Here is an 11,585-nt window from a genome sequence, read left to right as displayed (position 1 = left end):
GCCGACCGCGTCGTCTTCCTCGCCGACGGCCGCATCGTCGACGAACTCCACGCCCCCACCGCCGACACCGTCCTGGACCGCATGCGCCGCTTCGAGGCCAAGGGCCGCACCAGCTGACACCCGGCCCACGAGCCCAACGCCTCCGAACCTCCCCAGGACACCTCATGTATCGCACCGCACTGCGCAACGTGCTGGCCCACAAGGGCCGACTGCTGATGACGGCGCTGGCCGTCATGCTCGGCACGGCGTTCGTCGCCGGCACCATGGTCTTCTCCGACACCTTCGGCAAGGCCCTGCGGGACAGCAACTCCAAGAGCTACTCCGACATCGCCGTCCAGGTCGTGGACCGCTCGGCCGGCTCCGGCGCCTCCGCCAAGGAGAAGAGCGAGGGCGGCTCCGCCACGCTCACCGACGAAACCGTCCAGCAGCTGGCCTCGCTGCCCGGCGCGGTCGGCGCCCGCGGCGTGGCCGGCGGCTTCACCGGGGTCGCCGACAAGAAGGGCGACCTTATCGGCCAGGTCTGGGCCGCCAAGGGCGCCAACTTCGCGCCGGGCCAGGACGGCAAGGACCCGCGCTACCCGATGGCCGAGGGCCAGGGGCCGAAGAGCGCCAAGGAGATCGCCCTCGACCGCAAGACCGCCGACAAGGCGGGCTACAAGGTCGGCGACACCGTGCGGGTGGCCGCCAACGGACCGGTGGTCGAGGCGAAGCTCACCGGCATCTTCACCACCGACGACCCGGTGGTGAGCACCGGCGGCACGCTCACCCTGTTCGACAAGGCCACCGCCCAGCAGACCCTGCTGGAACCGGGCCGCTACAGCAGCATCGTGCTCACCGCGAAGCCCGGCACCTCCCAGGACGCGCTGCTCGCCCAGGTCGAGTCCAAGGTGTCCGGCCACCAGTTCGACGTCGAGACCGGCGCCAAGCTGCAGGCGGACGAGCAGGCCCAGATCACCCAGGGCACCGACAGCATGCGCACCATGCTGCTGGTCTTCGCCTTCATATCGCTCTTCGTCGGCATCTTCATCATCGCCAACACCTTCACCATGCTGGTCGCCCAGCGCACCAAGGAGCTCGCGTTGCTGCGGGCGATCGGCGCCAGCCGCAAGCAGGTGACCCGCTCGGTGCTGATCGAGGCGCTGGTGATCGGCACCGTCTCGGCGGCGGCCGGTCTGCTGGCGGGCATCGGGATCGGCGCCGGGATGCAGTCCCTGATCGGCTCGCTGGACGAGAACATGCCCAACGGCTCGCTGGTGATCAACCCGCTCACGGTCGTGGTGACCCTCGCGGTCGGCATCCTGGTGACGGTCCTGTCCGCCCTGCTGCCGGCCGTGCGCGCCGCCCGGATCGCGCCGGTGGCGGCGATGAGCAGCGGAGACCAGCCGACCAGTCAGAAGAGCCTGGCGGTCCGCAACACCATCGGCTCGGTGCTGGCCGGCGGCGGCCTGGCGCTGATCGGCTACGGCGCCTCCACCGGCAACGGCAGCGGTCGGCTGCCGGTCGGCGCGGGTACCTTCCTGGCCCTGATCGGCGTGTTCGTCCTGCTGCCGCTGCTCTCCCGCCCGGTGGTCGCCCTGGTCGGCCCGCTGCTGCGGATGCTGGGCGGCACCCCGGGCAAGCTCGCCCAGCAGAACGCGGTGCGCAACCCGCGCCGCACCGCGGCCACCGCCGCCGCGCTCACCATCGGGCTGACCCTGGTCACCGGCCTGACCGTGATCGGCACCTCGGTCGGCGACACCATCGACCGGGCCGTCACCAAGTCGATGAAGGCCGACTACATCGTCTCGGCCGCCAACGGCATGAACCTGTCCGGACAGCTGCCGGCCCAGATCGCCAAGGCCCCCGGGGTCGCGGCCTCCTCGCCGATGACCTCCGCCTACTGGAAGCTCGACGGCACCTCCAAGGCGATCACCGGCCTGGATGCGGCCGCCTTCCAGCAGCTCGCCGAGATCAAGCTGACCAGCGGCTCCGCCGACGCGCTCGGCAAGGGCCAGCTGCTGGTGGACCAGGAGGTCGCCGCGAAGTCCGGACTCACCGCCGGTTCGACGATGACGGCCACCTTCCCGGACGGCTCCACCGGCCCGCTCACCGTCGGCGGCGTGTACGAGAAGGGCGGGATGCTCGGCCCGGTCCTGCTGGCCAACAGCGAGATCGCCAAGCACGACCCGAAGCCGTACGTCGCCGACGTGCTGGTCAAGGGCAAGGACGGCGCCACCGCCGAACTCAAGCAGGCGCTCAAGGACGCCACCGGCGCCAACCCGGTGATCGAGGTCAAGTCCAAGCAGGACGTCCGGGACGACTTCAGCCAGGTCATCACCTTCGCGCTGAACCTGATGTACGGCCTGCTGGGCATGGCGGTCCTGATCGCCGTCCTCGGCGTGATCAACACGCTGGCCATGTCCGTCTTCGAGCGCAAGCGCGAGATCGGGATGCTGCGGGCGATCGGCCTGGACCGCCGGGGCATCAAGCGGATGGTCCGGCTGGAGTCGGTGGTGATCTCGCTCTTCGGCGCCGGGATCGGCCTGCTGCTCGGCTGCTTCATCGCCTGGGCGATCAACGGGACGCTGAAGTCCAGCCTGGCCGGGCTGACCACCGTCCTGCCGTACGGCCAGCTGGCGCTGTTCCTGGGCCTGGCCGGACTGGTCGGCCTGGTGGCCGCGATCTGGCCGGCCCGCCGGGCCGCCAAGCTGGACATCCTGGCGAGCATCAAGACCGACTGACGCACGGACACGGCAAGAGCCCCTGCCGGAGGGTTTCGGCAGGGGCTCTTCTACTGCTGTACTCCGCCCGGTCGTACGGCCGGCTGAGCACCACGGAGGTCGTGGTCCGGCGACACTGCCGGGCGGAGGGCCTCCGACTCATACCCCGGCGCTCCCACACCGGGGTCCAGTCGCTTACTTGCTGGCGAGCTCCTTGTCGGCGGCCGGCTTGGCGGCCTCGACGGGCTTGGTGGGCGGCGTGACCTCCTGGATCGGGAGCTGCGGCTTCTCCATCTGGGAGAGGCCGACCATCTCGCGCTTCAGGAACATCGCGAGGGTCCAGTCGGTGAAGACCCGGACCTTGCGGTTGAAGGTCGGCACCATCGCACCGTGGTACAGGCGGTGGAACCACCAGGCGGGACGGCCCTTCAGCTTGTACTTGCCGAAGAGGATCGCCACGCCCTTGTGCAGGCCGAGACCGGCGACCGCACCCAGGTTCTTGTGCTTGTACTCCTTCTGCGGGAAGCCCCGCATGCCGGAGATGACGTTGTCACCGAGGACGACGGCCTGGCGGCACGCGTGCTGGGCGTTCGGCGGGCACCAGGCGCCCTCGCCGGCGGCGAGGTCCGGGACCTGGGCGTTGTCGCCGGCGGACCAGACGTAGTCGAAGCCCTGGACCTGGAGGGTCGGCGCGGTGTCGACGTGGCCGCGCGGGCCCAGCGGCAGGCCGAAGTTGGCCAGCACCGGGTTCGGCTTCACGCCGGCCGTCCACACGATGGTGGCGGCGTCCATCTCCATGCCGTTCTTCAGCATGACGTGGCCGTCGATGCAGGAGTCCATCGAGGTCTCGATGTAGACCTCGATGTTGCGCTCCTCGAGCTTCTCCTTGGTCCACAGACCGAGGTCCGGGCCCATCTCGGGGAGGATGCGGTTGGCGGCCTCGACCACGACGAAGCGCATGTCGTCGCGGCTGACGGTCTTGTACAGCTTCGACGCGTCGCGCGCCATGTCCTCGATCTCGGCGATCGTCTCGATGCCGGCGAAGCCACCGCCGATGACGACGAAGGTCAGGGCCTTGCGGCGGACCTCCGCGTCCGTGGTGGACTCGGCCTTGTCGAGCTGAGCCATGACGTGGTTGCGGAGGCCGATGGCCTCCTCGACCGTCTTCATGCCGATGCCGTTCTCCGCCAGACCCGGGATCGGGAAGGTGCGGGAGACCGAGCCGGTCGCGACGACCAGGTACTCGAAGGGCAGCTCGTAGCTGTCGCCGGCCGCGGGCTGGATGGTGGCGACCTTGCGGGCGTGGTCGATGCCGGTGACGGACCCGGTCAGCACCTCCGCCTGCTTGAGGGCGCTGCGCAGCGGCGCGACGAGGTTGCGGGGCGCGACGTTGCCGCCGGCCGCCTCGGGGAGGAAGGGCAGGTACGTCATGTACGACCGCGGGTCCACGACCGTGACGGTCGCTTCGCCGTAGCGCATCTTCTTGAGGATGCGCATCGCGGCATACAGGCCGACGTAACCACCGCCGACAATGAGGATGCGAGGACGCTCCGTGGTGCTCATATCCGAAAGTATCCAGCACCGTCCGGAGCAGCCTTCGTGAGCCCGGTCACAAGCTCGTGGACACCCCGTGCTACACTCCGCGCCCACAAAAACGGCCACGACGCAGGGGCTCACGGGCCCCGACAACCCCTCGTGAACGTGCGCCGGAGCACCACCCGGCTGAGCAGCAACGATCCGTACAGTGCCCGGGTTCCCGCTTGTGATTTCGATTTTCAAACCTCAGCCGAGGCCTGACCTGCGATCCAGCGGGCCCCACCGGCGGCATGCCTTCGGTCCCACATTTCGGACGTAGCGGGCGGCGAGGTGGAGCGAATGACTGGATCGTCATGTGAAGAAATTCACGAACTTTTCCGCCCGCGCCCGGGCGCGCCCCGGCCCCGGCACCCGCAACGGGGCGCCGGGGCCGGTTCGGTAAGCCGTGCGGTCCGTCAGGAGGCCGTACTCCAGGCGATGCCGTCCAGGATGTCGTGCTCGCTCACGACCAGCTCGGCGGCGCCGGTCCGGTCCATGATCTCCAGCAGCTCCAGCGCGCCGGCCGCGATCACGTCCACCCGGCCCGGGTGCATCGACGGGATGGCCGCGCGCTCGGCGTGGGTGGCGGCCAGCAGCTCGCGGGCGATCCGAGCGACCCGCTCACGGCTGAGCCGGGAGTGGTGGATCCGCTCGGAGTCGTACTCGGGCAGGTCCTGGGCGATCGCGGACACCGTGGTGACCGTCCCCGCCAGGCCGACCAGGGTGGCCGCGCCGGTCAGCGGGACGACCTCCTCGGCCTTGTCCAGCTCGGCCCGCACGTGCGCCCGGGCCTGCGCGATCTGCTCCTCGGAGGGCAGCTCGGCCCCGCCGAAGTGCCGCTCGGTCAGCCGCACGCAGCCGATGTCCACGGAGCGCGCCGCCTGGACGTCCGACCCGCCGAGCACGAACTCGGTGGAGCCGCCGCCGAGGTCGAACACCAGGTAGGGAGCGGGGAACTGACCTCCGGCCAGCTCCTTGGTGGCGCCCACGAAGGACAGGTGCGCCTCCTCCTCGCCGCTCACCACCTCCGGCTCGACGCCCAGGATGTCCCGCACGCCCTTGACGTACTCGTCGCTGTTCTCGGCGTCCCGGGAGGCGCTGGTGGCGACGAAGCGGGTGCGCTCCGGGCCGACGCCGAAACCGGTGATGATCTCCCGGTACTCCCGGCAGGCCTCGAAGGTGCGGGCCAGCGCGTCCGGGTGCAGCCGCCCGGTCCGGTCCACCCCCTGGCCCAGCCGGTTGATGATCATCCGGCGGTCGAGGTCGGTGATCTCACCGGTCTCCGGGTCGAGGTCGGCGACCAGCAACCGGATCGAGTTGGTGCCGCAGTCGATCGCGGCCACGCGGGTCGTGCTCACTCGGACTCCTGCTCCGCCGCGGACGCTGCGGACTCCTCGGCGGCGCGCTTGGCGGCCCGCTCCGCGGTCTTCTGCTGCTTGGCCGCGATCACGGCCTCGTGGTCCTGCTCCTTGGCGCGGTTGCGGGCGACCCGCTCACCGGCGGCCTGGACCTCGGCCGGGGAGACGCACGGGCCCTTGGCCCACCAGTCCTCCAGCATGCCGATCGCCTCGTCGCCGAGCGGGTTGACGCCCTCGCCGGCCGCCAGCGAGTGGCCGACCAGCACGTGCAGGCACTTCACCCGGTCCGGCATGCCGCCGGCGCTCGGGAAGCCCTCCAGCACCTCGATCGCGTCGCGACGGGCGATGTAGTCCTCGTGCGCCTTCTGGTAGGCGGCGGCCAGCTCCGGGTCCTCGGCCAGCCGGGCGGTCTGGTCCTTCATCACGCCCTCCGCCTCCAGGGTGCCGATCAGCGAGGCGGCCTTGGGGCAGGTCAGGTAGTACAGCGTCGGGAACGGCGTGCCGTCCGGCAGGCGGGGGGCCGTCTCCACGACGTCGGGGTTGCCGCAGGGGCAGCGGTGGGCCACACCGCGCAGGCCGCGCGGCACCCGGCCGAGCTGGGCGGCGATGGCCGCGACGTCGGCGTCGGAGACGGCGGGGTGGTTCTCAGTGGTCATGGGGGGTGGGGTCTCCAACGGAGGACGGTGGGAGCGGACGGGGGGTCGCGGGGGCCAGCGCGGCGGTGTCGGCGGCGTCCACCGAGTCCCAGATGCCGGCGTACCAGGGTTTGGCGGCCTGCGGCCGGCCGGCCGCCGCGTCGGCGGACGGGCTCGCCGGGGTGGCGGAGGCGGACGGCTGGGCCGGCGCGCCGGACGGGTCCGCCGCGATGTACGGGGTCTCCCCCGGCACCGCGTAGTGCAGCCGGGCGCGGGCCTGCGCCTTGACGTACTCCGGATCCTGCCAGCGGGCCTTGTCCCGGCGCAGCTGCTCGACCTGCTGGCGCGCGTGGTCGGCCTTCGCCCGCTGGGCGGAGATCTCGGCGCGCTGGGAGATGAACTGCCGCGTGGGGTAGGCCAGGATCGCCACCAGCGAGCAGAGCACCAGGACGAGGACGGTCGCCCGGCTCGTGAACCGAGGCCGGGCCGCCAAGCCCGGGATCCTCCAGCCAGCCATCTCCCGTATCCCCTCCTGGTCGCGACGGTGCCCCGCCGTCCACCCTACGGGGTGTGCGGCGGGGCACCGGTCAGGCGTGCGCTGGTGCGGCGTCTCAGCCCTCGTGCTTGAACCGCGGGAAGGCGCCGCGGCCGGCGTACTCGGCGGCGTCGTCGAGGATCTCCTCGATGCGCAGCAGCTGGTTGTACTTGGCGACGCGCTCGGAGCGGGCCGGGGCACCGGTCTTGATCTGGCCGCAGTTGGTGGCGACGGCCAGGTCGGCGATGGTGACGTCCTCGGTCTCGCCGGAGCGGTGCGACATCATGCAGCGGTAGCCGTTGCGCTGGGCCAGCTCGACGGCGTCCAGGGTCTCGGTCAGCGAGCCGATCTGGTTCACCTTCACCAGCAGCGCGTTGGCGGTGCCGGTCTCGATGCCCTTGGCCAGGCGGGCCGGGTTGGTGACGAACAGGTCGTCGCCGACCAGCTGGACCTTGTCGCCCAGCTTGACGGTCATGGCCTTCCAGCCGTCCCAGTCCGACTCGTCCAGCGGGTCCTCGATGGAGACCAGCGGGTAGGCGTCGACCAGCTCGGCGTAGTACTCGATGAGCTCGGCGGCCGAGAGGGCCTTGCCCTCGAACTGGTAGGCGCCGTCCTTGAAGAACTCGGAGGCGGCGACGTCCAGGGCGAGCGCGACGTCGCGGCCCGGCACGTAGCCCGCCTTCTGGATGGCCTCGGTGATGAGGTCGAGGGCCTCGCGGTTGCTGTCCAGGTTCGGCGCGAAGCCGCCCTCGTCGCCGAGGCCGGTGGACAGGCCGCGCTCCTTCAGCACGCCCTTGAGGGTGTGGTAGACCTCGACGCCCCAGCGGACGGCCTCGGAGAAGGACTCCGCGCCGATCGGGGCGATCATGAACTCCTGGATGTCGACGTTGGAGTCCGCGTGCGAGCCGCCGTTGAGGATGTTCATCATCGGGACCGGCAGGACGTGCGCGTTCGGGCCGCCCAGGTAGCGGAACAGCGGCAGGTCGCTGGCCTCGGAGGCGGCGTGCGCGACGGCCAGCGAGACGCCCAGGATGGCGTTGGCGCCGAGCGAGGACTTGTCCGGGGTGGCGTCCAGGTCGAGCATGGCCTGGTCGATCAGGCGCTGCTCGGTGGCGTCGTAGCCGACCAGCTCAGGGCCGATCTGCTCGATGACGGCCAGGACGGCCTTCTCCACGCCCTTGCCGAAGTAGCGGTTCTTGTCACCGTCGCGCAGCTCCAGCGCCTCGAAGGCGCCGGTCGAGGCACCCGACGGAACAGCGGCACGACCCGTGCTGCCGTCGTCGAGGCCGACCTCGACCTCGACCGTGGGGTTGCCGCGGGAGTCGAGGATCTCACGGGCTACGACGACATCGATGGACGGCACGAGGCATCTCCTTGCGGAAGCAGGGTCCGGCTGACGGTGGCGCTGTCGGCCGGAGGATTGCGGAGTCGTTACGACCAGAGCCTAACCGCCCGGGCTCCCGGGACCACGTCGACCTCGGCTCCGTCTCAGCGTGTGGCCCCGCTACCCACCGGTAGTTCACCTGCTTGTCCCAGCTTGTCCCACCGGGACGGGCGAAGGCGGACGAAGGGGCCGCCCGGTCGGCCGGCCCCTTCGTCAGGCCTCAGCCGAGGTGCAGGACCTGGCCCGGCACGATCAGGTTCGGGTCGCCGCCGACGGTGCCGCGGTTGCCGTCGTACAGCGCCTGCCAGCCGCCGGACACGCCCTGGGCGGCGGCGATGCCCGACAGGGTGTCACCGGAACGGACGGTGTAGTCGTGGCCGGTCTGCGCGGCCGGGGCCGGCTGGGCGGCGCGCGGGGCGGCGTGCTTCGGGGTGTACTGCTGGACCGGCTGCTCGGCGGGCTTCATCGGGGCGGCGTGCTTCGGCGCGTACTGCTGCACCGGCTTCGCGGCGGCCCTGGGGGCCTGCTGCTTCGGCGCCTGCTGCTTGGGGGCGGACTGCGCCTTGGTGTCCGAGGAGGTGTCCACGGCCGCCGGGGCGCCGCCCTTGCTCAGGCTGCCCTTCTGGGAGCAGACCGGCCAGGCGCCCGGGCCCTGCGAGGCGAGCACCTTCTCGGCGACCGAGATCTGCTGCGCCCGGCTGGCCTGGTTGGCCTGCGGCGCGAAGGCGGTGCCGCCGTACGCCTTCCAGGTGCTGGAGGTGAACTGCAGGCCGCCGTAGAAGCCGTTGCCGGTGTTGATGCTCCAGTCGCCGCCGCTCTCGCACTGGGCGACGGAGTCCCAGGAGGAGGCCGGGGCGGCGGAGGCGCCGGTGGCGGTCAGGAGCGGCAGCGCGAGTCCGACGCCGGCCACCCCGGCGACGGCGATGGCCTTCTCGGTCTGGGTGCGACGACGATGACGGCCGTTTCCAACGAGCAGCATGAAGAGGTCCCTCTCCGCACGCCTGCGAGGTGAGCTGTCGGGTTCGGACCGGGAGGTGGCCCGGCCGCCGTCGGCGGAAACGATTCCGCTTGGGCGGCTTCACCCCAAGCCGTGGAGGAACGGCAACAAACCTGGTTCCCCCGCCCCTGCCCAGGGTCTGGTCGGTTTCCCGTGGCGCGGCGGGCAGGATTCGGCGTTCCGCGCACGGGGTCCGCAGCTGCGGACTCCAGGGAGACTAGACAGATCCTCAGACCGATCACAAGCTCATATCGTCGACATCACACCAGAATTACGGCCCGTGTTCGATCGCCTACCAACGGCGGGGCTTTGTCCGGTTTGATGGGCGTTCACACCGGCGTCAGCGCGCTGTAACCGATGCCGGATCAGCGTGTCGGAGCCTCAGGAACGGCGTGCGGGGAGCGACGCTCCGGACTGAATTCGACCGGAAGTTCGCGCAATCCACGCATGATCAGGCCACCCCGCCAGCGCAGGTCGTCCGGGCTTTCGGCCAACCGCAGATCGGGCAGCCGGGAGAGCAGTGTGGCCAGCGCGGACCGCCCCTCCAGCCGGGCCAGCGGGGCGCCGATGCAGTAGTGGATGCCGTGCCCGAAGCCCAGGTGGGGGTTGTCGCTCCGGGCCAGGTCGAGGGTGTTCTCGTCGGCGAACCGGGCCGGATCGCGGTCCGCCGCCGCCAGCACCACCAGCACCGGGTCGCCGACCGGGATCTCCACTCCGCCGATGGTCAGTGGCGCGGTCGCGAACCGCCAGGTCGCCAGCTCCACCGGCCCGTCGTAGCGCAGGAGTTCCTCGATCCCGGTCTCCAGCAGCGCCGTCTCGCCGCGGGCCACCGACTCCTGCAGCAGCGCCCGCTGGTCCGGGTTGCGCAGCAGCGCGTACGTCCCGTTGCCGATCAGGTTGACCGTCGTCTCGAACCCGGCGAAGAGCAGGATGAAGGCCATCGCGGCGGCCTCGTTCTCGGTCAGGTGCTCGCCGTGGTCGCTCGCCCGGATCAGGCCCGAGATCAGGTCGTCGCCGAGGTCCGCCCGCTTGCGGTGGATCAGCTCCAGCAGGTAGGCCCGCATCCGCTTCACCGCCCGCCCCACGCCGCCGCGTTGGCTGCCGCCGTGGCCCGGCTTCGTGTGCCGCAGCATCATCCCGGCCCAGTCGCGGAAGTCGTCCTGGTCCTCGGCCGGCACGCCCAGCATGTCGCAGATCGCGTAGATGGGGAGAGGGAAGGCGAACTCGTGGATCAGGTCCGCCGAGCCGCGCTGCGCGAAGCCGTCGATCAGCCGGTCGGTCAGCTGCTGCACCCGCGGCTCGAACTCGGCCACCCGGCGCGGGGTGAACGCCTTCGACACCAGCCGGCGCAGCCGGGTGTGGTCCGGCGGGTCGATGTTCAGCAGGTGGGTCATCAGGTCCGCCTGCCGCTCCCCCGGGATGCCCACCCGGCCGGTGCGGTGCGCCTGTTCGCTGTGGTGCGCCGGGTTCTTCGACAGCCGGCTGTCCGCGAGCGCCTGCCGGGCGTCCGCGTACCTGGTCACCAGCCAGGCCTCCACCCCGCTCGGCAGCTTGGTGCGGTGCACCGGGGCGTGCTCGCGCAGCCAGGCGTAGGCGGGGTACGGGTCGGCCGCGAACTCCCAGGTGAAGAGCTGCAGGGCGGGGTGGGCGGCGGGCTGGGCGCCGTCGGGCTGAGCTGGCATGGGTCGACCGTAACCGCTGGACCGGGGCCGCCCGGCCGACCTCCGGGACGCCGCCGCTCCGTCACCGGTTCGCGAACCGTTTGTGAACGGCGGGCCGGCGGCACACCAACACCGCGTGGACGCCCCGTGGACGCCCGGTGGACGGCCCTTGGACAGCTCTTGGCCGGGCGGCAGGCGTGAGCCTGGTCACCTGCGGGGTAATCCCTGTTGCGGAGGGTCAGGACGTGCCTACGATCCTCCGCAGTACGCGTGGGCGCCGGTGCGGTGTCGCCCACAGGGAGGAGCAGACCATGCGGGTCAGCGGAGCAGTCGTCGTCATCGCGGTACTCGACGGCGGTTCGGGAGCCGACCTGGCCCGCCGGCTGACCTCGGCCGGCGCCGCCGGGATGCTGATCGCCGACCAGCACGTCGGGATCGCCGAGGACCTCGCCGCCGAACTCGACCGGCCGGGCTGCCCCGTGGTGGGCGTCTGCGGCGACATCCGTCGGCCCAGCGACGTCGCCGCCCTGGTCGACACCGCCGAGAAGCACCTCGGGCCGATCGACCTCTTCTGCGTCGCCGGCCCGAAGGGCGAGCGGATCGTCTCCCTCGCCGACCTGCCCGACCACCTCGACCTCGAACGCCTCGCCGAACTGGTCGCCCTGATCGGCGAGGCCATCGGCGAACTTGTGCCGCCGCAGCGGCGCCCCGTCGAGAGCACCGCCACGGCCGCCTGAACCG

9 protein-coding genes, 1 pseudogene and 1 riboswitch are annotated in these 11,585 nt (G+C 71.4%); of the genes and pseudogenes, 3 read left to right on the top strand and 7 right to left on the bottom strand.

Going from position 1 to position 11,585, the window contains the following annotated elements:
- Nucleotides 1–117: pseudogene (locus tag ACH4J0_RS16140) on the top strand (ABC transporter ATP-binding protein); the annotation flags it as partial.
- 47 nt (nt 118–164) lie between these two features.
- A complete protein-coding gene (locus ACH4J0_RS16135; RefSeq protein ID WP_396240439.1) occupies nt 165–2,720 on the top strand; it encodes an ABC transporter permease in 2,556 nt (851 codons plus the stop codon).
- Nucleotides 2,721–2,894: 174 nt separating this feature from the next.
- Here the strand turns inward: ACH4J0_RS16135 and ACH4J0_RS16130 are convergent, their stop codons facing one another.
- From ACH4J0_RS16130 to ACH4J0_RS16100, 7 genes are all read right to left on the bottom strand, one after another.
- Nucleotides 2,895–4,262: an NAD(P)/FAD-dependent oxidoreductase gene (locus ACH4J0_RS16130; protein WP_396240437.1), complete on the bottom strand. Its 1,368-nt coding sequence runs from the start codon at nt 4,260–4,262 to the stop codon at nt 2,895–2,897.
- Nucleotides 4,263–4,690: 428 nt separating this feature from the next.
- Nucleotides 4,691–5,632, bottom strand: a complete 942-nt coding sequence (locus ACH4J0_RS16125; protein ID WP_396240435.1) for an exopolyphosphatase — start codon at nt 5,630–5,632, stop codon at nt 4,691–4,693.
- Nucleotides 5,629–6,306: a DUF501 domain-containing protein gene (locus ACH4J0_RS16120; RefSeq protein ID WP_396240433.1), complete on the bottom strand. Its 678-nt coding sequence runs from the start codon at nt 6,304–6,306 to the stop codon at nt 5,629–5,631. Before ACH4J0_RS16120 ends, ACH4J0_RS16125 begins: the two co-directional genes overlap by 4 nt.
- Nucleotides 6,278–6,760, bottom strand: a complete 483-nt coding sequence (locus tag ACH4J0_RS16115; protein WP_396240431.1) for a septum formation initiator family protein — start codon at nt 6,758–6,760, stop codon at nt 6,278–6,280. The genes ACH4J0_RS16120 and ACH4J0_RS16115 overlap by 29 nt, the downstream gene beginning before the upstream one ends.
- Nucleotides 6,761–6,878: 118 nt before the next feature.
- The gene (eno, locus tag ACH4J0_RS16110) at nt 6,879–8,165 is read right to left on the bottom strand and encodes a phosphopyruvate hydratase (RefSeq protein WP_396240429.1); all 1,287 of its coding nucleotides are present in this window, start codon (nt 8,163–8,165) and stop codon (nt 6,879–6,881) included.
- Nucleotides 8,166–8,406: 241 nt separating this feature from the next.
- A complete protein-coding gene (locus ACH4J0_RS16105) occupies nt 8,407–9,165 on the bottom strand; it encodes a transglycosylase family protein (protein WP_396240427.1) in 759 nt (252 codons plus the stop codon).
- A gap of 5 nt (nt 9,166–9,170) precedes the next feature.
- A riboswitch (cyclic di-AMP (ydaO/yuaA leader) is annotated at nt 9,171–9,338 on the bottom strand.
- A gap of 210 nt (nt 9,339–9,548) precedes the next feature.
- A complete protein-coding gene (locus ACH4J0_RS16100) occupies nt 9,549–10,865 on the bottom strand; it encodes a cytochrome P450 (protein ID WP_396240425.1) in 1,317 nt (438 codons plus the stop codon).
- A gap of 290 nt (nt 10,866–11,155) precedes the next feature.
- Between ACH4J0_RS16100 and ACH4J0_RS16095 the strand changes: the two genes are divergently transcribed.
- A complete protein-coding gene (locus tag ACH4J0_RS16095) occupies nt 11,156–11,581 on the top strand; it encodes an SDR family NAD(P)-dependent oxidoreductase (protein WP_396240423.1) in 426 nt (141 codons plus the stop codon).
- Nucleotides 11,582–11,585 lie beyond the last annotated feature (4 nt).

The organism is Kitasatospora sp. NPDC017646, from assembly GCF_044329365.1.
Taxonomy (GTDB): domain Bacteria; phylum Actinomycetota; class Actinomycetes; order Streptomycetales; family Streptomycetaceae; genus Kitasatospora.
The sequence above is the reverse complement of the archived record's forward strand: the minus strand, read 5'-3'. Positions and strand labels throughout refer to the sequence as shown.

Bases quoted from the DNA above. Each gene is read 5' to 3' on its own strand.
- ACH4J0_RS16105 (WP_396240427.1), bottom strand. From the start codon at position 9,165: ATGCTGCTCGTTGGAAACGGCCGTCATCGTCGTCGCACCCAGACCGAG.
- ACH4J0_RS16135 (WP_396240439.1), top strand. From the start codon at position 165: ATGTATCGCACCGCACTGCGCAACGTGCTGGCCCACAAGGGCCGACTG.
- ACH4J0_RS16095 (WP_396240423.1), top strand. From the start codon at position 11,156: ATGCGGGTCAGCGGAGCAGTCGTCGTCATCGCGGTACTCGACGGCGGT.
- ACH4J0_RS16100 (WP_396240425.1), bottom strand. From the start codon at position 10,865: ATGCCAGCTCAGCCCGACGGCGCCCAGCCCGCCGCCCACCCCGCCCTG.
- ACH4J0_RS16130 (WP_396240437.1), bottom strand. From the start codon at position 4,262: ATGAGCACCACGGAGCGTCCTCGCATCCTCATTGTCGGCGGTGGTTAC.